Origin of the sequence: Streptomyces sp. NBC_00448, assembly GCF_036014115.1 — a bacterium.
Classification (GTDB): Bacteria; Actinomycetota; Actinomycetes; order Streptomycetales; family Streptomycetaceae; genus Actinacidiphila.
Genome location: NZ_CP107913.1, coordinates 8,782,408 through 8,802,993 on the forward strand (window position 1 = coordinate 8,782,408; position 20,586 = coordinate 8,802,993).

The 20,586-nt window shown below is 76.1% G+C and carries 15 protein-coding genes; 9 read left to right on the forward strand and 6 right to left on the reverse strand.

Annotated elements, in window-relative coordinates; translation table 11 throughout:
• Positions 1-613: 613 nt before the first annotated feature.
• Together OG370_RS37800 and OG370_RS37805 are read right to left on the reverse strand one after the other, a co-directional pair.
• Positions 614-2,029, reverse strand: coding sequence for a HEAT repeat domain-containing protein (locus OG370_RS37800; protein WP_328472435.1), 1,416 nt, complete (start codon positions 2,027-2,029; stop codon positions 614-616).
• 240 nt (positions 2,030-2,269) lie between these two features.
• A complete protein-coding gene (locus OG370_RS37805) occupies positions 2,270-2,761 on the reverse strand; it encodes a hypothetical protein (RefSeq protein WP_328472437.1) in 492 nt (163 codons plus the stop codon).
• Between the two features lie 255 nt (positions 2,762-3,016).
• Between OG370_RS37805 and OG370_RS37810 the strand changes: the two genes are divergently transcribed.
• The 4 genes from OG370_RS37810 to OG370_RS37825 all read left to right on the forward strand — a co-directional run bounded on the left by OG370_RS37810 (position 3,017) and on the right by OG370_RS37825 (position 6,712).
• Positions 3,017-4,138: a glycosyltransferase family 4 protein gene (locus OG370_RS37810; RefSeq protein WP_328472439.1), complete on the forward strand. Its 1,122-nt coding sequence runs from the start codon at positions 3,017-3,019 to the stop codon at positions 4,136-4,138.
• The gene (locus tag OG370_RS37815; RefSeq protein ID WP_328472441.1) at positions 4,135-5,406 is read left to right on the forward strand and encodes a glycosyltransferase; all 1,272 of its coding nucleotides are present in this window, start codon (positions 4,135-4,137) and stop codon (positions 5,404-5,406) included. The genes OG370_RS37810 and OG370_RS37815 overlap by 4 nt, the downstream gene beginning before the upstream one ends.
• A 134-nt stretch (positions 5,407-5,540) precedes the next feature.
• The gene (locus OG370_RS37820) at positions 5,541-6,392 is read left to right on the forward strand and encodes an SGNH/GDSL hydrolase family protein (RefSeq protein WP_328472443.1); all 852 of its coding nucleotides are present in this window, start codon (positions 5,541-5,543) and stop codon (positions 6,390-6,392) included.
• A complete protein-coding gene (locus OG370_RS37825; protein ID WP_328472445.1) occupies positions 6,389-6,712 on the forward strand; it encodes a hypothetical protein in 324 nt (107 codons plus the stop codon). The genes OG370_RS37820 and OG370_RS37825 overlap by 4 nt, the downstream gene beginning before the upstream one ends.
• Here OG370_RS37825 and OG370_RS37830 read toward each other — a convergent pair.
• The 3 genes from OG370_RS37830 to OG370_RS37840 all read right to left on the reverse strand — a co-directional run bounded on the left by OG370_RS37830 (position 6,690) and on the right by OG370_RS37840 (position 9,042).
• Positions 6,690-7,574 carry a biotin-dependent carboxyltransferase family protein gene (locus OG370_RS37830; RefSeq protein ID WP_328472447.1) on the reverse strand — a complete coding sequence of 295 codons (885 nt, stop codon included), beginning with the start codon at positions 7,572-7,574 and terminating at the stop codon, positions 6,690-6,692. The genes OG370_RS37825 and OG370_RS37830 overlap by 23 nt on opposite strands.
• Positions 7,571-8,191, reverse strand: a complete 621-nt coding sequence (locus OG370_RS37835; protein ID WP_328474800.1) for a 5-oxoprolinase subunit B family protein — start codon at positions 8,189-8,191, stop codon at positions 7,571-7,573. The genes OG370_RS37830 and OG370_RS37835 overlap by 4 nt, the downstream gene beginning before the upstream one ends.
• A 74-nt stretch (positions 8,192-8,265) precedes the next feature.
• Complete coding sequence (locus OG370_RS37840) at positions 8,266-9,042, reverse strand: LamB/YcsF family protein (RefSeq protein ID WP_328474802.1); 777 nt, start codon at positions 9,040-9,042, stop codon at positions 8,266-8,268.
• 209 nt (positions 9,043-9,251) lie between these two features.
• Here OG370_RS37840 and OG370_RS37845 point away from each other — a divergent pair, with 209 nt between their 5' ends.
• From OG370_RS37845 to OG370_RS37855, 3 genes are all read left to right on the forward strand, one after another.
• Positions 9,252-10,724 carry a hypothetical protein gene (locus tag OG370_RS37845; RefSeq protein ID WP_328474804.1) on the forward strand — a complete coding sequence of 491 codons (1,473 nt, stop codon included), beginning with the start codon at positions 9,252-9,254 and terminating at the stop codon, positions 10,722-10,724.
• A 243-nt stretch (positions 10,725-10,967) separates the two neighbouring features.
• Positions 10,968-11,795, forward strand: coding sequence for a hypothetical protein (locus OG370_RS37850; RefSeq protein WP_328474806.1), 828 nt, complete (start codon positions 10,968-10,970; stop codon positions 11,793-11,795).
• A gap of 208 nt (positions 11,796-12,003) precedes the next feature.
• Positions 12,004-16,749 carry a hypothetical protein gene (locus tag OG370_RS37855; protein WP_328472449.1) on the forward strand — a complete coding sequence of 1,582 codons (4,746 nt, stop codon included), beginning with the start codon at positions 12,004-12,006 and terminating at the stop codon, positions 16,747-16,749.
• 4 nt (positions 16,750-16,753) lie between these two features.
• Here the strand turns inward: OG370_RS37855 and OG370_RS37860 are convergent, their stop codons facing one another.
• A complete protein-coding gene (locus tag OG370_RS37860; protein WP_328472451.1) occupies positions 16,754-17,122 on the reverse strand; it encodes a hypothetical protein in 369 nt (122 codons plus the stop codon).
• 243 nt (positions 17,123-17,365) lie between these two features.
• Here OG370_RS37860 and OG370_RS37865 point away from each other — a divergent pair, with 243 nt between their 5' ends.
• Positions 17,366-20,155: a sensor histidine kinase gene (locus tag OG370_RS37865; protein WP_328472453.1), complete on the forward strand. Its 2,790-nt coding sequence runs from the start codon at positions 17,366-17,368 to the stop codon at positions 20,153-20,155.
• Positions 20,152-20,574, forward strand: coding sequence for a roadblock/LC7 domain-containing protein (locus OG370_RS37870; protein WP_328472455.1), 423 nt, complete (start codon positions 20,152-20,154; stop codon positions 20,572-20,574). Before OG370_RS37865 ends, OG370_RS37870 begins: the two co-directional genes overlap by 4 nt.
• Positions 20,575-20,586 lie beyond the last annotated feature (12 nt).

A 20,586-nucleotide genomic window follows, 5' to 3' on the forward strand; every position in this document is an offset into this window, starting at 1 on the left:
CGATGGCCCGTAAGGGTTTCCGCGATACCCGTTCCGGTGGTGCTTCCGGCATATGCCAAAAGCCCACGCTTTCGTGTGTACCTCCTCCGGGCCGCCCGGCCGCGCGCGGAGCGCAACATCCGGGACCGCGGCGGCACTTGGCGGCGGGATGGAGGCGGGCAGGCGGCGACCTCACGGTGCGGCGGCACCGGACCGCGCGCAGGACACGGTAAAGGGGTGCCCAGGCGGTACGCGGACGCCGGTCCGGCCGAGGAGACCGCCCGGCGCGCTGTCGCGGACGGCTCCTCGGAGTACCGAGGCGGCGCCGGTACCGCACGCTGAGTCCCATCAGTGCCGACGGCCGACGGCCGACGGCCGACCGCCGCCGACCGTGTGAGCAAAGGGGACGTGGGTCGGCGGTGCGGGCGCTCGGCGCCATGCCGTACGCCCGGCCAGGCTTCTTGCCGCCCGGGAGCGGACCGGAAACGTCCGGAGGCGGAACGACGAGGGCGAGGCGCCGGGCGCGGCACGGCTTCCGGTGCGGGCGGGTCGGGGCGGACCGCTTCCGTGCGGGTGGGCCCGGCCGCGCGTGCGGGTGGGCCCGGGCGGCGCCGGCGCCCGGCGGGGCCTCGCGTCAGCCGGCGCTCAACCGGCCCCGGACCGCCGTCTGGACGTCCACTTCCTCCGCGGGGTCCGCGGCCAGTCTGCGCAGTTGCGCCAGCACCCGGACGTCGCCGGACGCGGCCTTCCGCGCCGCGAGCTCCCGCGTGCTCTCCTCGCAGTCCCACAGGCACTCCACCGCGAACCCGGCAGCGAACCCGGGATCGGTGGCAGCCAGCGCGTGTGCGGCGATCCCGCGCAACTGCGACGACGACGTCTCCCGGTAGAGATGCCTGAGCACCGGCGCCGCGCGGCACGCGGCGAGCCGCCCCGCGCCTTCGACCAGCGCGTCGAGCCCGTCGGCGTCGGCCCCGCCGGCCTGTACGGCCCGCCGGAGCGCGGCCAGCACGAGGTCGGCGTCGCGCGGCCCGCCGTGTCTGGCCAGAATCCGGGCGGCGGCGTACCCGAGCGGGTCGGTGCGCTCCGCCCACTGGCGCGCGTGCGCGGTCGCGTCGTCGTCGGCACGCCGCTCGAACGACTCGACGGCGGCCCGTACCACCCGCTCGTCCGCGGCGGCCGCGGCAGCCTCCAGGAGGGCGAACGCCTTGGGGTCGCGGCGGTCGACGAGGTGGCGCAGCGCGGCCGCGCGGGCGGCCGACGGGCCGTGCAGGGCCGCGTCCAGCAGCGCGGGGCGGTCCTCGGGCCCGGCCACCGAGGCGAGGCAGCGGGCGGCGGGCTGGTCGCGGTCGAGCACGGGATACTGCGCGAGCCCCTGCTCGGCCCACTCCAGTACGGCCGCGACGCTCCACCCGGGGGTGGGTCCGGCGGACCGCATCTGCCGCTGCCAGCGGTCGAAGGACACCTGCTCGGTGGCCTTGCGGACCCGGGCGGCGGTGCCGGGCCGGGCGGCGTCCTCGGCCCACAGCTGCCAGGGCCGCGGTTCGTACGCCTCGCGGACGGCGCGCGCCAGCTCTGCGTCGCCCTCCTCGGTCTCCGGGAACCGGGCGACCACGGCGGGGCCGAGCGCGCGCAGGCCGGCTTCGTCGTCGCGCACGGCGAGCTCGTCCAGCGCCCAGGACCAGGAGCCGCCGGCCGCGGCGTAGCGGCGCAGCAGCCGCAGGGCGTCGCGGCGGCCGTACCCCGCCAGGTGCCCGAGCACGGACAGCGCCAGCCCGCAGCGGTGCTCGTCGGGGACGAGCAGGTCGTCGGGATGGAAGAGGTGCTGTTCGACCCCGTCGAGCGGGCCCTCGAGGTCGGAGTAGAGGCGGGCGTAGTACAGCGAGCGCGACTCGACCCGCCAGTCCAGGCGGGGATCGCGCAGCACGCAGTGCTCCAGGGCGGCGAGGGCCTCCGCCCGCTCGGTCGCCAGGGCATGGAGGGGCCCGTCCCCGCGTCCTCGCTGGAGGAGGCCGAGAAGGGTGCCACTGGGCGCTATGTCTGGGTCGAACATGAGGTCAGCATCCGGTGCGGGGGGTCTCATGGCAACGGGATTTCCGTGGCCAGGCGTGTAACGCCGTCCGGCATCCTTACCGGCCACCGGGCTTTTATGCCTGGCGATCGAGTGGACTCCCATGGGGACGGGCGCCGGAAGCCTACCGACTCGCCCCCGCCGCTGTCGCTCCGCCCACCGCCGTCCCACTCCGCAGGCCGCGTCCGCAGTGCCGCTTCCGCCCGCTGTCCTCGACCGATGTCAGCGGTTCGTCGAGCGGCGTACGAGGGCCACGACCTCTTCCTCGGGAACCGAGGCCCGCGACACGTCGCCGAGCCACAGCGGTGCGCCGTCGCGATCCGGACCCAGCCACACCGCCAGCAGCCGCCGCCGGTCCTTGTCGACGCCGTGTATCCGGTAGTCCCGGACCTCGGACCAGGGGATGCGCCGCTCCCCGCGCCACTTCGGCGCCCGGATGCCCGCGGCGGAGAGCTCCGCCGGCCGGCCGAGCCACCGGCCGATCGCCAACAGCACGCACGAGAGCCCGACCACGGCCAGGCCTAGGGCGAGCAGGGTTCGGGTGAGCAGTTCGGTGAATCCGCCGTCGGCCTCGGGCAGGCTCGCGCCACCGGCCAGGGCGATCGCCATCCCGAAGCCGCAGGCAAGGAGGAGTAATCGGGACAGCGGGCGGGCGAACCCGCCGGAATGTCCCAGCCGGACGGAACCGTCGTCCGGAGCCTCGTTGCCGTCCATGTCCGTGGACTCCCCTCCTCGGCCCCGTGCGGCACGGCCAGGATGCCCCTGGCAAGCGCTGGGACGGCTTCGGTCCCGGATGCCCTCCGGCCTCGGCCAAGACCCTGGCGGCCGGAGAGACGGCCGCGGCCCGCCTCCCATGAGGGTACCGGCGCACCGGCCCGAAAGGTTCGGAAGCCAGCTTCTCACGGGGCGTTCCCCTTCGGGAAAGATCCACGTGGCCCTGACAACTCCCGGTCCGGCGACAACCACGGTATGAGAGTCGCCATCGTCACCGAGTCCTTCCCCCCGGACGTCAACGGAGTGGCCCACTGCGCCCTGCGCACGGCCGAGCACCTCGTCAGGCGCGGCCATGCCCCTCTGGTCGTCGCCCCCGCCGGCCCGCTCGCCCCCGAGCCCGGCCAGGACCCCTGTCCCGTCGTACGGGTGCCGTCGCTGCCGCTGCCCGGCTACCCGCAGGTGCGCGTCGCGCTGCCCGGCCGGCGTACCGCGGCCGCCGTGGCCGCGCACCGGGCCGACCTGGTTCACCTCGCCAGCCCCTTCGTCCTCGGCGTGCGCGGGATGGCCGCCGCCACCCGGCTCGGCGTGCCCGCGGTCGCGGTCTACCAGACCGACCTCGCCGGGTACGCCAAGACGTACCTGAGCACCGGCGAGGCCGCGGCGTGGCGCCGTATCCGCGCGGTGCACACCGCCGCCGCCCGCACCCTGGCCCCCTCCAGCGCCTCGGTGGACGCGCTCGTCCGCCAAGGTGTGCCGCGCGTGCACCTGTGGGCCCGGGGCGTGGACTCCCGGCGCTTCCACCCGGACCACCGCGACGACGCGCTGCGCCGCGAACTCGCCCCGCACGGCGAGCTGATCGTCGGATACGTCGGCCGGCTCGCCCCCGAGAAGCACGTCGACCTGCTCGCCGAGACCTGCGCGCTGCCCGGTGTGCGGGTGGTCGTCGTCGGCGACGGGCCGAGCGCCGCGGGACTGCGCGCCGCCCTGCCCGGCGCGGTGTTCCTCGGCCGCAGAACCGGCGACGAACTGGCCCGCCTCTACGCCTCCTTCGACGTCTTCTGCCACACCGGACCCTTCGAGACGTTCTGCCAGACCGTCCAGGAGGCGATGGCCAGCGGCCTGCCCGCGGTCGCCCCCGCCGCCGGCGGCCCGCTCGACCTGGTCGACCACGGCGCGACCGGCCTGCTGGTGCCGCCCCTCGACGGCAGCGCCACCGCCGACGCCGTACGGCGGCTCCAGGCCGACCCCGCGTGCCGCGCCCGCTTCGGCGCGCAGGCCCGCCGCGCCGTCGCCGCCCGTACCTGGGAGGCGGTCGGCGACCAACTCCTCGACCACTACGCCGATGTCCTCACCCGGCACGAGGCGGCGGCGGCATGAGCGGCCACGACCAGGCCGACGCGACCGCGTACGGCGTGAACGGTACGAGCGCGTACGGCGTGACCGGTGCCGGCGGTGTGGGCGGTGTGCGCGGGAACGGCGCGGACCGTACGGGCCCGCTGCGGATCGTGCGGGTGGCGAACTTCGTGACCCCCGTCTCCGGCGGCCTGCGCACCGCGCTGCGGCACCTCGGCGAGGGCTACGCGGCGGCCGGCCACGAACCCGTGCTGGTCGTGCCCGGCGCCGAGCGGTCCGACGAACTCACCCCGCAGGGGCGGGTGATCACGGTGCCCGGCCCCGAGATCCCCGGCACCGGCGGCTACCGGGTGCTGGCCCGCCGCGCCCCGGTCGAGGTGCTGCTCGCGCGGCTGGCCCCCGACCGGTTGGAGGTCTCCGACCGCACCACGCTGCGCTGGACGGGGGAGTGGGCCAGGCGGCACCGGGTGCCGGCCGTGATGGTCTCGCACGAGAGCGCCGACGGCGTGCTCGGCACCTGGGGCGTGCCCGGCCCGCTCGCCCGCAGGTTCGGCGACGCCCTCAACCGCCGCTCCGCGCACGCCTACACGCGCATCGTGTGCACCACCGCGTGGGCGGCGGCGGAGTTCGAGCGGATCGGCGCCCGCAACGTCGTACGCGCCCCGCTCGGCGTGGACCTCGCCGCATGGCACCCCGGGCACCGCGACCCGCGGGTGCGGGCCCGGTACGCGCGGGACGGCGAGGTGCTGCTCGTGCTGTGCTCGCGGCTGTCCCCGGAGAAGCGGCCGGACGACGCCCTCGACGCGCTGGCCCACCTGCGCGGCCAGGGCGTGGCCGCGGCACTCGTGGTGGCCGGGGACGGGCCGCTGCGGGCCCGGCTGACCGAACGGGTGCGGGCGGCGCGGCTGCCGGTGACCTTCCTCGGCCATGTGGCGCGGCGCTCCGACCTCGCGGCGCTGCTGGCCACGGCGGACGTGGCGCTGGCGCCCGGGCCGGTCGAGACGTTCGGGCTCGCCGCGCTGGAGGCGCTGGCCTGCGGCACCCCCGTGGTGGCCAGCGCCCGCTCCGCGCTGCCGGCGCTCATCGGGCCGGCGGGCGCAGCGGCCACCACCCCGGCGCAGTACGCGGATGCCGTCCGGCGGCTGCTGGCCGTGCCCGGTCGGACCCGCCGCGCGACCGCCCGCGCCCGCGCCGAGCTCCACCCGTGGCCGGCGGCCGTCGCCGCGTTCCTCGTCGCCCACGACGCGTCCGTCCCGCACCCGGCCGGTACCGGATCGGACGCCTGGACATGAGCACCGACCTGCCCATGTCGCGGCCCGGAGCGGCCACTTCGGGAGCGAATGCTTCCGGAGCGGAGACGTCCGGGGACGCTTCCGGGGACGCCTGGGGATACGCGCGCGGTACGGCGGCGCGCCGGGAGCCGGCCATGCGGTTCGCGGTGCTGGGGGACTCGCTGAGCGAAGGGGTCGGCGACCCCGTGCCCGGGGGCGGCTGGCGCGGCTGGGGCGCGTTGCTCGCCGAGGGCATCGGCGCCGGGCCGGGCGCCGTCGCCGTGGTCAACGCCGCCCGCGGCGGCGCCCGTTCGGGGGACGTGGCCGGGCGGCAGCTCGCGGTGGCCCTGGCGTGCCGGCCACGCCTGGCGTCCGTGGTCGTCGGCGGCAACGACACGCTGCGCGGCGGATTCGCGATCGACCAGGTCACGGCCGACCTGCACACCGCGATCGGTGAGCTGCGCGCGGCCGGCGCCGACGTGCTCACCGCGTGCCTGCCCGACCCCGGCAGCGTGCTCGGCCTGCCCTGGCCGCTGGCCCGCCCGCTCGCCCGCCGTATGACGGCGCTCAACACCGCCGTGCACGCCCTGTCCGCGTACCACGGCGCCCTCCACCTGCACGCCGCGCACCGGCCCTGGTCCACCGCGCCCGGCACCCTCAGCGCGGACCGGCTGCACCCCAGCGAGAAGGGGCACCGGCTGCTCGCCCACGACTTCCACGCGATCCTTGCTGCCCAAGGGCTCGCCGCCGGTCCGCCGCCCCGGCTCGACCCCGACCGCCCTCCGCCCGGGCGGCGTGCCTCCACCTGGTGGATGGCCACGCGCGGCACCCGCTGGGTCGCCGACCGCAGCCGTGACCTCCTGCCCGACCTGCTACGGCTCGCCGCCGAGGAGTACCGCCACGAAGTCCGCGGCACGGTGCCCCTCCTGGACCACGCGGCCCGCCGCGCCACCGAACACGCCCTCGGCGCGGTGCTGCCCTCCTCCCTTACGGCAGGGCGCCCTTGAGCTGGGATGCCGCTCCCGGCAGACTGCGGGGCATACCGTTCTTCGAAGCCGTCCTGTTCGACTGGGTCGCTACGCTCGTCGTGCCCAAGTGGGGTCCCGCCGAGGGACGTTCGCGGGGCGCCGGATGGATCGAGCATGCGTTGCGGCAGCTCGGACGCGACACGTCGGAGCCGCAGGTGCGGCGGGTCAGTCAGGCGCTGACCGCGGCGGGCCGCCGTGCGGACGTCGAGCGGGGCTGGTTCCGCGCCGACGCGTCGGCCGAGTCCCACCGCCGGGGCTACGACCGCTGGCGGCTGTTCAGGGGCGCCGTGCGGGGGTGAAGCGGACGGGGGTGCCCGGGCGGGCCTGGGCGGCGGCGGGGAGGGCCGCGGCCGGGACGACACCGATGACCGGGTAGCCCCCGGTGGTGGGGTGGTCGGCGAGGAAGACGACGGGCCGTCCGTCCGGAGGGACCTGGACGGCGCCCAACACCATTCCCTCGCTGGGGAGTTCGGCATCCCGGACCCGTTCCAGGGGCGGCCCGAGGGTACGCAGGCCGATCCGGTTGGACGCGGGGGAGACCTCGTAGCGGCCGCGGGCGAGCGCGCGCGGCGCGTCGGGCGCGAACCAGTCGTCGCGGGGGCCGGGCAGCAGCGGAAGCACCAGTTCGGTGCCGAGCCCGCCGTACGGCAGCACGTCGCACGCGCCGGTCGGGCCCGACCGGCGTGCTCCGAGGGGGAGTTCGGCGCCGTCGGCGAGCGGCGCGGGGCCGAGCCCCGACAGCAGGTCGGTCGCGCGGCTGCCCAGCACCTCGGGCATGTCCACGCCCCCCGCGAACGCCAGGTAGGCGCGTACGCCCCCGGTGGCCGCCCCCACGTCGAGCACCGCCCCCGCGGGCACCCGTACCGGCGCGCCCCAGGCCACCGGGCGGCCGTCCACCCGGACCGGGCAGGCCGCGCCCGTCACCGCCGCGAGCATCGGGCGCGAGGCGCGCACCGCGCAGCCGTTCAGCGTCGTCTCCAGGCCGGCCGCGGCCGCGGGGTTGCCGACCAGGCGGTTCGCCAGCAGGTGCGCCGGCCGGTCGAGGGCGCCGGAGGCGGGCACGCCGAGGTGCGCGAACCCGGGCCGGCCGAGGTCCTGCACCGTGGTGAGGGCGCCGGCGCGGACGACGGTCAGCGCGGTCGGGCTCGCGGCGGCGGTCATCGCGCGGCCGTGAAGCGTACGCCGGTGCCGGGCGCGAGCAGGGCCGCCGGCTCGCGCGCCGGGTCCCACAGCTCCGCGTCCGTCGTGCCGATGATCTGCCAACCGCCCGGCGACGCCCGCGGATAGACCCCCGCGTACGGTCCGGCGAGGCCGACCGACCCCGGGGGAACGGCCGTTCGCGGGGTGGCCCGGCGTGGCACCGCCAACTCCGGCGGCAGACCGGTCAGATAGCCGAACCCGGGGGCGAACCCGCAGAACGCCACCCGGAAGGCGGTGCCCGTGACGGTCGCCACGACCTCCTCCCGCGACATGTCCCACATACCCGCGACCTCCGCCAGATCCGGCCCGTCGAACCGTACGGACAGCTCCACCGCCCCTGCCGCGGCGGTCGCCGGCGGGGGCACCTCCCAGCGCACCACGTCCGCCGCGAACGCCCGCGGGTCGGCCAGTCCGGCGACCAGCACCGTACGGGCCGCCGGCACCACTTCCGTCACCGCGCCCAACTCGCCTGCCGCGCGCCGCCGTTCCACCTCCGCGTGCAGGGCCTGCGCCTGCTCGCCGTTCTCCACCTCGACCAGCACCGCGGACTCCCCGGCCGGCAGGGCCCGCGCCCTCATCCGGACGGGCCCGCCCGTATCCGAGCCCGTATCCGAGCCCTTATCCGTATGCGCGCCCGCGCCCGTGCTCCCGCTCATGCGAACGCCTCCACCCGCAGCCCCGCGTCCTCCAGCGCGCCGCGCACCCGCACCGCCAGCCGGGCCGCGCCGGGGGTGTCGCCGTGCACGCACAGGGACCGCGCCGCGACCGCGACCGTCTCCCCGGTCAGCGCCGCCACCCGGCCGTCGCGGGCCAGCCCGACCGAGCGGGCCACCACGGCGTCCGCGTCCTCCACCACCGCGCCCGGCTCGCGCCGCGACACCAGGGTGCCGGCCGCGGTGTACGCGCGGTCCGCGAACGCCTCGGGCACCGCCGCCAACCCGGCCCGCTCCGCCGCCGCCAGCAGCCGGGAACCCGGCAGCCCCAGCACCGGCAGCGCCCCCGCCAGCCGTACGCCCGCCACCACCGCCTCGGCCTGCTCCGCGTCGTGCACCGCCCGGTTGTACAGCGCGCCGTGCGGCTTCACATACCCCACCACCGCGCCCGCCGCCCGCGCGAACACCTCCAACGCGCCGATCTGGTAGGCCACTTCCGCCGCCAGCTCGTCCGCCGGCACGTCCATCGCGCGCCGCCCGAAGCCCGCCAGGTCGCGGTAGGAGACCTGCGCGCCGATCCGCACCCCGCGCTCGGCGGCCAGATCGCACACCCGCCGCATCGTCGCCGGGTCGCCCGCGTGGAAGCCGCACGCCACGTTCGCGCTCGTCACGACCGACAGCAGCGCCTCGTCGTCGGTCAGCCGCCAGCGGCCGAAGCCCTCGCCGAGGTCGGCGTTGAGGTCGATCGCCGCTCGCGCCACCGCGTCCTGCGCCATGATGATCCGCCCGGGTCCGTCGCCTCGCATCGGCCCGCCGATGCCCGTGGCACGATCATGGCAGCTCCCCGCCGCTTCCACCCGGCACCGCCCACCCCGTACGCATCCGTGCCGTTTCGTGCGTTGTCGGTGGCACCGCCTAATGTTGGGGCGTGACCACGACCGTCCCGCACCTTCCGCCGCAGCAGTCGCGGCAGCCGCCGCAGCCGCTGCCGGGTGCGCCGCGCCCCGCGCCGGGCCCGGCGGCCGACGAAGGGCTGGCCCGCCGGCTGCGCGCGCTCGCCTGCACCGCGCCGCTGCACGACCTCGACACCCGCAAGGCGAACCTCGCCGGCGCGTACTCGGTCTACGCGATGGCCGAGGTGGCGCTGGCCGCGATCGACCTGGTCACCCTCAACATGGACTTCGACACCGGCGCGGACCACGACCAGATAGTGGCCAGACTGCTGCCCCGCGTCGCCGCCCAGGCCCCCACCCGCACCCTCGCCGAACACGAGCGGGTGGCCCGCTGGGTGCTGGAGAACCTCATCAACGTCGGCAGTGCCGACCGCGGATTCCGCGCCGTCTACGGCACGTTCGGCGCCGACGGCGCGTACATCCGGCGGGACTACGACTTCAAGCTGATCGAGGAGGTCGCCGGCCCCGGCGGCAGCGTGTACCTGCGCACCACCGACGAGGCGGTCAACGTCCTGGTCGGCGCCCTCGACACCGACGTCACCAGCGCCCAGATCGCCGCCGAGGTCAAGCTGGAGGTGCTGATCAGCCGCGGCCGCCTCGCCGACGCCCAACTCGCCGCCGAGCAGGCCCGCTACCGCACGGTGCAGTATGCGGAAACCCTCCGCCGCACCCTGGAGGCCACCCGGCGCGACGTCCGCGCGGTCGACTGGCTGCGCCAGGTGCCCGACATGATCGCCGAGGCCCTCGACCACGTCGCCGACCGCTACCGCCACGAGAACGCGATCCTCACCAACATCCGCAAGGCGCGCGACGAAGCGGAGGAGCCCGAGCACAAGCGGCGCGCCGCCGAACTGGTGGACATCGTCAAGGACTGCATCCGCCGCCACACCCAACTCCAGTCCCGGCTGCTGGAGGCCGGGCCGCTCTTCCGCGCCGAGCAGGACCGGCAGGCGTTCGCCGCGCCGCCCGCCCGCGCCGGACTCGACCTGTACGGCCAGCTCGTCGCGCCCCTGCTGCCGCTGCCCGTCGAGCAGGCGTCCCGCGTCACCGACGCGTTCTTCGCCCGCGGCACCGGCCTGCGCACCCCCGGCGCCGTCCGCGTCACCGACCTGGTCGACCTCCTGCTCACCCCGCCGGTCGAACGCGACCATCTGGGCGCGGAGATGCCCGAGCCCGACCTGGTCGCCACCCCCGACGACTCCCGGTTCAGCGACGAGCAACTGGAGTCCGCGCTCGCCCTCCTCGACCTGCCGCACGACGCCCCCCGCCGGCTGTCGGGGCTGCTCGCCGAGGCCCGCCGCCAGGACCCCGACCTGCCCTACCTCGTCGCGCTCCTCGCCATCCACGCCGCGTCCCCGCCGGTCGGCACCGCACACCGGCAGGGCGAGCCCCGCCTGCTCTTCGCCGTGGACGACGGCACCGTGCTCGACGACCCGGAGTTCGGCGGCGCGGACCTCATCCTCGGGACCGCCCTGCTGGCGGGAGGTGCCGACCGTGAAGGGTGAACGCCGCCTCGGTCCGACGGGCGGCGGCCCGCGCGTCCGCCGCCTGGCGGACGGCCCCGGCCCCCGCTCGGGCCCCGGCCCCGGTTTCCGCAACGGCTCCGGCCCCCACCTCGGCTCCGGGCGCCCGACCTGCCCCGCCCACCCGCACCCAGCCCACCCCCAGCTCCCAGAGGAACGCACGACGTGATCACGGATCGGCAGGACGACACACGGGAATCCGGCGAGGCGGCCACCCCGTCCCCCATCGTGCCCGGCGATGTCGCGGACGCCGCCCGCCTGGTCGGGTTCGGGTTGCAGCCCAAGCTGATCCCGGCCCGCGACGCGGAGTACGCGGAACTGATCCGCCGCCACCGCGAGGACCCGGCGTTCGCCCGGCTCGCCGACGCCGTGGCGGCCGGGCTCGGCCTGATCGTGCTGGAGGTGTCGCCCCGGGCGGGCATGGCCGTCGCCGCGGGCGAGGACTCGGTGTTCGCGGTCCGGATGGGCGACTACGCCCGCCGCGCCGCGTCCGACTCCGGCGACCGCTTCCTGCACGGCCTCGCCCACCTCGCCGCTGCCGCCCTCGCTTTCCCCCGCCCCGAGGACCTGGCCGACGACGGCTACATCGGTCGGATCACCGTGCACGGCGTGGACGCCTTCGTCCGGCAGGCGTGCCGCCGGCTGGAGGAGCGCGCCGACGAGAGCGGCGAGAACACCGACCCGGCCAGCGACGCGCCCGGCCTGGAGGCGGCCTGGCGGGTCTACACCCGGCGCAGCGCCACCGGCGCCACCAAGGACGCCCGCCGGCTGGCGAGTTCGACCACCGGCATCATCGGGAAGGCCGTCGCGTTCCTGGTCGACTCCGGCTTCCTGCAGCGCACCGGCGACGAGTCGGGCGGCACCTACCGCACCACCGCCCGCTACCAGCTCCAGGTCCGCGACATGGCGGGCAGCGCCGCCATGGCCGAACTCCTCGACCTCGGAGTCGTACCGGTGGGCGACGGCACCGCCACCCTCGTACCCGCCGCGGCCGACGGCGAGGCCGCGGACCTCGCCGCCGACGCCGGCCTGCCCTTCCACGCCGGCAGTTGACCCGTGCCCCGGCCGGCCCCCACCGCCGCGCCACCTGAACCCCCGATCCGCGGCCCTGCCCCGTACTCCGACTCGTGGCCCTGACCTCGTAGCCCCGACCGGCATCCACCCGCCGAACCCCCGACCCGTTCCCCGAACCCACGAACCACCCCCGACCTACCCCCGACCGCATCCACCCGCCGAAGCCCCGAGGACGAAAGCCCCCCGCATGTACGAGCTCTCCCGACTGCGCCTCTACTCGATCGGGCCGGCCGGCGCGCGCTACGCCGACACGGTTCTCGACCTGCGCGGCGTCGGCGAGCCCGTGCCGCAGCCCGCACCCGCGCAGGGCGACTTCTTCGCCGACGAGTCGACCGGGCCGCCGCGCCGCCCCGCGCCGGCCGGCGTGCTCTTCCTGGAGAACGGCGGCGGCAAGTCCGTCCTGCTCAAGCTGATCTTCTCGGTGATGCTGCCCGGCCACCGCAACACCCTCGGCGGCGCCAGCTCCGGGGTGCTGCGCAAGTTCCTGCTCGCCGAGGACTGCGGCCACGTCGCCCTGGAGTGGCAGCACACCCTCACCGGTGAACTCGTCGTGGTCGGCAAGGTCAGCGAGTGGCGCGGCCGGCAGGTCTCCTCCGACCCGCGCCGGTTCGCCGAGGCGTGGTACTCCTTCCGCCCCGGCCCCGGCCTCGGCCTGGACTCGCTGCCGGTCGCCGAGTCGACGACGGTACGGCCCCCGGTCGAGGGCGCGTCCGGCGCGCGTGGCCGCCGCCGCACCATGAAGGGCTTCCGTGACGCCCTCACCGAGGCAGGCAAGGCGTACCCGCACCTGGAGGTGGTCTGGGAGGAGATCCACGACCGGTGGAACGAACACCTCGGTGACCTCGGCCTGGACCCCGAACTCTTCCGCTACCAGCGCGAGATGAACGCCGACGAGGGCGAGGCCGCCGGCCTGTTCGCGGTCAAGAAGGACTCCGACTTCACCGACCTGCTGCTGCGCGCGGTCACCGACACCCGCGACACCGACGGCCTCGCCGACCTCGTGCACGGCTTCGCCGGGAAGCTCGGCCGCCGGTCGGAACTCACCGCCGAGCGCGACTTCACCGCCGGCTCGCTCGACCTGCTGGACCGGATCGTCGAGGCCGCGGCCGTACGCGACCAGGCCCGCGGTGTGCACGCCCAGTCCGAGCGCCGCACCCGCGCGCTCACCCGGCGGCTGGCCGCCCGCGCCCGCCAGGAACGCGACCGGGCCGCCGACCTCGCCCACGACATGGCCGACGCCGCGCACACCGTCACCGACACCGAGCAGGCCCGGGCCGGCAGCGCCCGGATCGCCGCCGAACTCGCCTACCGGCACGCCTCGCTGGCGCTGGCCGGCGCCGAGAAGGGCGCCGCCGCGCTGCGCCGGGGGCTCACCGACGCCCGTACCCTGCACTCCGCCTGGCAGACCGCGGAGACGGTGCTGCGGCACCGTGCCGCCGGCGACCGGCTGGCCAGGGTCACCGAGGCGATCCGCGCCGCCGAGCGCGACGCGGCGCCCGCGCTCGCCGCCCGTACGCAGGCCGCCGCCGAACTGGTGCGCGCCCTGCAGGGTGCCGCGGTCCGGGCCGAGCGCCAGGCCGACGACGAGGAGGAGCGCTCCGCCACGCTCCAGACCCTCGCCGAGGGCGCCCACCGCGACGCGACCGCGGCCGCCACCGAGGCGCAGCGCGCCCGCAGCGAGAGCGGGCACCTCGGCCAGCGGCTCGCCGAGGTCGAGCAGGAGACCGCCGAGGCGGTGCGCGCCGGGTGGCTCGACGACACCGCGCCCGACGCCGATCCGGCCCGCGCCGCGCTCGCCGCCGCCGACGCCGAGCGCACCGCCGAGAAGCTGGCCCGCGCGGCCGCCGACACCGCCACCGCCGCCACCTCCCGCGCCCGCGAGGCCGCCGCCGCCGAGGCCCGCGCCGAACTCGCCGCGGCCCGCGCCACCGACGCGCTCACCGCGGCCACCACCGCCCACCGCGCCGCCCTCGACGCCACCACGGCACTCACCACCGACCCCCGCGCGGTCGCCCTGCTGAGCCTTGGCGACCCGGGCGCCGGGGCCGCCAACGCGTCACCCACCGGGTCACCCACCGCGTCAGCCATCGCGCCGGAGCCCGCGGGCGACGACACGTCCGGCACCGCCGGCACCAGCGGCCTGGTCGGCAGCGCGGCAGCCGGGGAAGCCAGGGGAGCCGGGGGCGCCAGGGGAGCTGTCCACCACGAAGGACCGCTGAGCGCCGCGGAGTTGGACCGCTTCGCCGAACCGCTGCGGGAAATGCTGGAGGACGGCGTCGCGGCGGCCGAACGCCAGATGTTCGAGCTGCGCACCGCCGCGGCCGACGACGCCCGTATTCTCGGCGCGCTCGGCGACGGCGGGCTACTGCCGCCCGGCCCTGACGTCCTGGCCACCGTGGAGTACCTCGCGGAGCACGGCGTCCCCGCGCTGCCCGGCTGGCGGTATCTCGCCCAGGCCGTCGCCCCGGCCGACCACGCCGCCGTGATGGCGGCCCGCCCGGAACTGGTCGACGGGGTCGTGGTGACCGACCCGGACTCGTACACGCGGGCCAGGGAAGCCCTGGCCCAGGCGGCGCTGCTGCCGCGGTCGACCGTCGCCGTGGGCACCGCCGCCGCGCTGCTGGCCCCGCCGCCCGCCGCCGGCCACGCCCCCGACGTGTTCCTGGTCCCGCCGAACCCGGCGATGCACGACGAGATGGCCGCCGACGGCGAGCGCCGCGAGCTGCGCGGACGCGCCACCGCCCGCGAGGAGGAGATCCGTACCCTCGCCGCCCGGCTGGCGCACGACCGTACGCTCGCCGCGCGCCTCGCGTCCTGGCGGGCGTCCTGCCCGCCCGGGCGCCTGGCGGAACTCGGCGCGGAGGTCGCCGCCGCCCAGGACACCGCGGAGGAAGCCCGCGCCGAGCTGTCGGCCGCGCGGGCGGAGCGGGCCGAGGCCGACGCGGCCGCCGCCGAGGCCGGCGCGGACCACGACGCCCGCCGGGCCGCCGCCGAGCAGGCCCGCCGCCGCGCCGACAAGCTCGCCGGGCTCGCCCACCGGCTGCGCGAGCGCGCCAACTGGCAGCGCCGGGCCCGCGAACTGGCCGCCGACGCCGCCGAGGCCGAGGCCCGCGCGGAGACCTGTCTGGAGCGGGCCCGGGCCGCGGACGAGGACCGCAGGGCCGCCCAGCGCGCCTCCGACGACGCCCGCCGCACCGCACGGGTGCTGCGCGCCGAACGCGCGGAGATCGCCGGCGCCCCCGAGGACACCCCCGAGCCCGACGCCGACGAGCCGTCCGCCTCCTCGCTGCCCGCCCTGCGCGAGGCGTACCGTGCGGCCTCGCAGGTCTACGAACAGGTCGGCGTCGGCGCCGACCTGCGCGCCGAACAGGCCCGCGCGGAGAGCACCGAGAACTCCGCGCTCGCCGAACTCGAACGCCTCAGCAACAAGGTCCGCAGTCGCGCCGCCCAGCTCCTCGAAGGCCCCGACGGCTCCGACGGGCCGTCCCGGCAGGCCGCCGCCGGCCGCGCGGAACAGCTCGTGCAGACCCTGGAGTCACGCCAGTCCACCGCCAGCGAGCAACTCGGCCGGCTGCGCGCCGAGGCCGAACGACTCGCCCCGGCCGACGGCGACACCCACGCGGCGCTGCCCGACGCCCTCACCCCGCGTGACGCCGAGCACGCCCAGCAGCTGCTGCGCGCCGCCAACGCCGAACTGGCCACCCACACCGAGGAGGTGGAGCAGGCCAGAACCGCGCACGCGGACATCGTCCGGTCCCACCGTGCCGCCGAGGACGCGGCGGGCGGCTTCGACGAGACCGCCGCCCTCCTGCGCGACCTGCTGCGCGACGGCCCGCAGACCGCGGCCGAGGAGGACGAACCGGAGCCGTACCCCGGCAGCCTGGAGGAGGCCCGGCACGCCGCGGCCGAGGCCCGGCGCGGTCTGCGCGGATGCGCCGCCGACCTGTCCACCGCCGACACCCAACTGCGCGACGCCTCCGACGTGTTGGTCCGGCACGCCAACGCGGTCCGCTACGAGCAGGTCCGCACCCCCGCCCGGCAGCAGATCCGGGAGCTGCCCGCGTCGTCGCTGCCCGAGCACGCCGCCGCCTGGGCCGCGGCGTTCGCCCCCCGGCTGCGCGTACTGACCGACGAACTGGGCCAGTTGGAGCGTAACCGGGACAGCATCGTGGACCGGCTGCGCGGCCTGGTCGAGTCCTCGCTCGCCACGCTCCGCTCCGCGCAGCGCCTGTCCCGGCTGCCGGAGGGGCTCGGCGAGTGGTCCGGGCAGGAGTTCCTGCGCATCCGCTTCGAGGACCCCGACCACGCCGTGCTCACCGACCGGCTCGGCGAGGTGATCGACGAGGCCACCCGCGCCGCCGTCCGGAAGAACTCCGACCTGCGGCGCGACGGCATGACCCTGCTGCTGCGCGGGGTCGCCGCGGCCCTGGAGCCGCGCGGTGTCGCCGTGGAGATCCTCAAGCCCGACGCGGTGCTGCGCGCCGAGCGGGTGCCGGTCGGGCAGATGGGCGACGTGTTCTCCGGCGGCCAACTCCTCACCGCCGCCATCGCGTTGTACTGCACGATGGCCGCGCTGCGCAGCAACGACCGTGGCCGGGACCGCCAGCGGCACGCCGGCACCCTCTTCCTGGACAACCCCATCGGCCGCGCCAACGCCACCTACCTGCTGGAGCTCCAGCGGGCCGTCGCCGACGCGCTCGGCGTCCAACTGCTCTACACCACCGGCCTGTTCGACACGACCGCGCTCGCCGAGTTCCCGCTGGTGGTGCGGCTGCGCAATGACGCGGACCTGCGGGCGGGCCTGAAGTACATCAGCGTCGAGGAACACCTGCGGCCCGGGCTGCCGGTGCCCGACCCGCGCGGCGAGCAGGTGCACGGCGAGATCACCGCCACCCGCATGTTCCGCCGCCCCGCCGATGCCCAAACCCCTTAGGCGTTCACGCTCCATGCGCTCTCGGCAGATGGCTCCGCCGCGGTCCGCCGCGTATATGCGTCCGATGGCCCGCACCGCGTCGCGCGGCGGCCCGCGCCGCCCGGCGTTCTCGGCGGCGCTCCCTGCGCAGGGCCCGCGCCGCGCTGCTCGGGCTGGACACCACTCCGTTGCGCTGGTTCCACACCTGGCGGGTGACCCAGACATCGAGCACCGCCCAGCTCGCGACGACACTGGTGAGCACCGAGGCCAGCGTCATCGGAGCGCTCAGCCAGGAGTCGCCGACGGCCAGCAGCACGGTCGTCACCGCCTCCGTGAGCGCGACCGCGGAGATCAGCACCGCACGCACCGCCGCCGCCCGAACCGGATCGGGCATACGCGGGGTCGGTACGGACTGGTCCTCCCACATTGATCGGGGTTCGAACTCCATAAGGGGTCCCTGCCCCGAAACGTCCGTACGCATTCCGCCCGATCCCGCACCGGAACAGGTGGCACTTTCCGGCCAGACCCGGTCAACCCTCCGGACGGACTTTCGAGTTACCACAGTGACAGTAGTAGGCTCACGCCGTTTGCACGCCACAGACCGATCCCCGTTTCGGGGCGAGACGTTGGGGAGGCCATGCGCTTTCGCGGTACGACGATCCGCCGGAAGATCGTGGCGCTGCTGCTGATCCCGCTGGTGTCCCTCACCGCCATCTGGGTCTTTGCCGCAACGATCACGAGCCGAGCGGTGTTCGGACGGCCCGATCCCGAGCGAATAGCGAACAACGTGCTCTATCCCTTGCAGGACGTGCTGGGCAGTCTCCAGCAGGAGCGCAAGGCCGCACTGTTGTACGTCGCCAACACGCGTGACTCCCAGGCGCGGATCGCCTTCGAGAAGCAGGGCCAGGTGACGGATTCGGCCATTGCGAAGCTGCGCGGGCACATCACCGACGGCCACATGCGCAAAGACCTCAACGCCTCGGCGCGCGAGCACCTCGACGACTTCTTCACCGGAGTCGGTGATCTGGCGCAACTGCGCCGGCGAGTGGACGACCAGCACATCTCCCGCGAGGACACGTACGCCGGTTACAACACCTTCCAGGGACCGGCTTTCGCGTTCTGCGACAGCCTCTATCTGGTCGACAACACCAGTGTCGAGCCGCAACGCACCGCGGGGATCGGAGTGATCCGGGCCGAGGAGCAGATCACCCGCGAGGACGCCCTGATGGGTGCCGCGATCAGCACCGGCCATATGACCCGCCAGGAACTCACCGCCTTCACCTCCGCCGTCGCCGTGGAACGCGGCTACTACGCCGACAACAGCCCCGGGTTGGCAAAGGCGGACCGGGCGCGGTTCGACGCGTTCTGGCGGAGCAAGGCCGGGAAGCAGTTGCGCGCCGCCCAGGACGCGATCTCGGCCGCCACCCCGGCCGACGCGCCGATCGTCGCCGCGCACCAGTCCTGGCCGACGGTGGCCGGCACCGCGGTGACCGGCGTCAACAAGCTGGACCAGCAGGTCGTCGTGGACTTCACCAAGAGGGCCTCTCCCGTGGCGACCTCCCTCGTGGTGGAGGCGATTCTGGCCGGTGGCCTCGGCCTGATCGCGGTGGTCGCGTCGCTGATCGTGTCGGTCCGGATCGGCCGCGGGCTGATCCGCGACCTGACCGGGCTGCGCCGCGAGGCGCAGGAGTTGTCCGGTACCCGGCTGCCGCGCGTCATGCGCCGGCTCGCCTCGGGCGAGCAGGTCGACATCGAGACCGAGGTGCCACGGCTGCAGTACACGGACGACGAGATCGGCCAGGTCGGCCAGGCGCTCAACGTGCTCCAGCGCGCCGCCGTCGAGGCGGCGGTCCGGCAGGCCGACATGCGCAAGGGCGTCTCCGACGTCTTCGTCAACCTCGCCCGCCGCAGCCAGGTGCTGCTGCACCGCCAACTCACGCTGCTGGACTCGATGGAGCGGCGCACCGAGCAGCCCGACGAGCTCGCCGACCTGTTCCGGCTGGACCACATGACCACCCGCATGCGGCGGCACGCCGAGGGCCTGGTCATCCTCTCCGGCGCGGCCCCCTCCCGGCAGTGGCGCAAGCCGGTGCAGCTGATGGACGTCGTGCGCGCCGCCGTCGCCGAAGTCGAGGACTACGAGCGGATCGAGGTCCGCCGGCTGCCGCGGCTGGCCGTGGCCGGCGCCGCGGTCGCCGACCTCACCCACCTGCTCGCCGAACTCATCGAGAACGCCGCGGTGTTCTCGCCCCCGCACACCCAAGTACGGCTGCACGGCGAGCCCGTCGCCAACGGCTTCGTGCTGGAGATCGACGACCGCGGTCTCGGCCTGACCCCGGACGCCCTGCTCGAAGCGAACCTGCGGCTCGCCGAGACCCCCGAGTTCGAGCTGTCCGACACCGACCGGCTCGGCCTGTTCGTGGTCAGCCGGCTCGCCCAACGGCACAGCATCCGCGTCTCGCTGCGCCAGTCCCCGTACGGCGGCACGACCGCGGTGGTGCTGGTGCCGGCGGCGCTGCTCAGCGAGAGCGGCGACGTCGACACCGGCGCGACCCGCCTGGACCTCGCGGACGACCTGACGCCCGTCGGCGACACCGAGCACACCTTCCGGCAGTGGGGCCTGGACGGCGCCGGCGGCGAGCCCCACAAGGAGCACGTCGCCCACGTCGAGGAACCGCCCGCCCCGCAACCCCTCCCGCAGCCCGCGGCAGAGCCGGAGCCGGGCGGGCCGTTCGGCCTGCCCCGCCGCAGGCGGCGCACCGCACCGGTGCTGGTCACCGACCACGGCCGCCCGGTCGGCGAGCCACCGCAGCCTGCGGACCGCGCCGAGCCCGAACAGACCGTACAGCCTGCACAGCCCGCCGAACCGGCCACACCGGGCACGCCGGACGTCCCGGCGGCGCAGGCTGCGCAGACCGAGCAGCCGGAGTGGGGCCAGGAGCGCGGCGAGGGGCAGGAAGCCCGCAGGCCCTGGAACACCGCACCCCAGCCGCCCCGCCGGCCTGGCCCGCCGGTGCAGGCCGTGCCGCCGGTGGGCGGCGCCGAGCCGCTGCCGACCCGCCGCACCTCCGCCCGGCACGCCGCGCCCGCGTCCCCACCAGCACCCGCACCCACGCCTGCTCCCGCTCCCGCGGCCGGTTCGGCCCCCGCACCCGGTGCCGCGCCGGGCGGCGGCACCGTACTTCCGCGCCGGGTCCGGCAGGCGAACCTCGCGCCGCAGTTGCGGAGCGACCCGACGCAGACCGGCCGCCGTACGGAAGAGCCTGCCGTACGCGAGCGGTCCGCCGACGAAGTGCGCGACCGGATGGCGTCACTCCAGCGCGGCTGGCAGCGCGGCCGGGCCGCCGAGTCGGACCCGGCACCCGGGTCCGACGACGACACCTCGACCTCCGTAACGCGAACGACACCTGAGGAGTACGGCCGATGACGGCACCATCCAGCCCGACACGCGAGCTGAGCTGGCTCCTTGACGATCTGGTCACCCGCGTGGCCAGCATCCGCAAGGCGCTGGTGCTCTCCGGGGACGGCCTGTCCATCGGCGCGTCCGACGGGCTCACCCGCGAGGACTCCGAGCACCTCGCCGCCGTCGCCTCCGGCTTCCACAGCCTGGCCAAGGGAGTCGGGCGGCACTTCGAAGCCGGCCGGGTCCGGCAGACCATCGTGGAACTCGACGAGGCGTTCCTCTTCGTCACCGCGGCGGGCGACGGCAGTTGCCTGGCGGTGCTCAGCGACGCGGACTCCGACGTCGGCCAGGTCGCGTACGAGATGGCCCTGCTGGTCAAGCGGGTAGGGGTACATCTGAGCAGCGCACCGCGGCACGGCGGCGGCGCGGCGCTCAGCGGCTGACCGCGATGTGCT

What these genes read in the sequence shown, in the direction of transcription:
- OG370_RS37800 (WP_328472435.1), bottom strand. Translation starts at nt 2,029, where the DNA reads ATGTTCGACCCAGACATAGCGCCCAGTGGCACCCTTCTCGGCCTCCTC.
- OG370_RS37805 (WP_328472437.1), bottom strand. Translation starts at nt 2,761, where the DNA reads ATGGACGGCAACGAGGCTCCGGACGACGGTTCCGTCCGGCTGGGACAT.
- OG370_RS37810 (WP_328472439.1), top strand. Translation starts at nt 3,017, where the DNA reads ATGAGAGTCGCCATCGTCACCGAGTCCTTCCCCCCGGACGTCAACGGA.
- OG370_RS37815 (WP_328472441.1), top strand. Translation starts at nt 4,135, where the DNA reads ATGAGCGGCCACGACCAGGCCGACGCGACCGCGTACGGCGTGAACGGT.
- OG370_RS37820 (WP_328472443.1), top strand. Translation starts at nt 5,541, where the DNA reads ATGCGGTTCGCGGTGCTGGGGGACTCGCTGAGCGAAGGGGTCGGCGAC.
- OG370_RS37830 (WP_328472447.1), bottom strand. Translation starts at nt 7,574, where the DNA reads ATGACCGCCGCCGCGAGCCCGACCGCGCTGACCGTCGTCCGCGCCGGC.
- OG370_RS37835 (WP_328474800.1), bottom strand. Translation starts at nt 8,191, where the DNA reads ATGAGGGCGCGGGCCCTGCCGGCCGGGGAGTCCGCGGTGCTGGTCGAG.
- OG370_RS37840 (WP_328474802.1), bottom strand. Translation starts at nt 9,042, where the DNA reads ATGGCGCAGGACGCGGTGGCGCGAGCGGCGATCGACCTCAACGCCGAC.
- OG370_RS37855 (WP_328472449.1), top strand. Translation starts at nt 12,004, where the DNA reads ATGTACGAGCTCTCCCGACTGCGCCTCTACTCGATCGGGCCGGCCGGC.
- OG370_RS37860 (WP_328472451.1), bottom strand. Translation starts at nt 17,122, where the DNA reads ATGCCCGATCCGGTTCGGGCGGCGGCGGTGCGTGCGGTGCTGATCTCC.
- OG370_RS37865 (WP_328472453.1), top strand. Translation starts at nt 17,366, where the DNA reads ATGCGCTTTCGCGGTACGACGATCCGCCGGAAGATCGTGGCGCTGCTG.
- OG370_RS37870 (WP_328472455.1), top strand. Translation starts at nt 20,152, where the DNA reads ATGACGGCACCATCCAGCCCGACACGCGAGCTGAGCTGGCTCCTTGAC.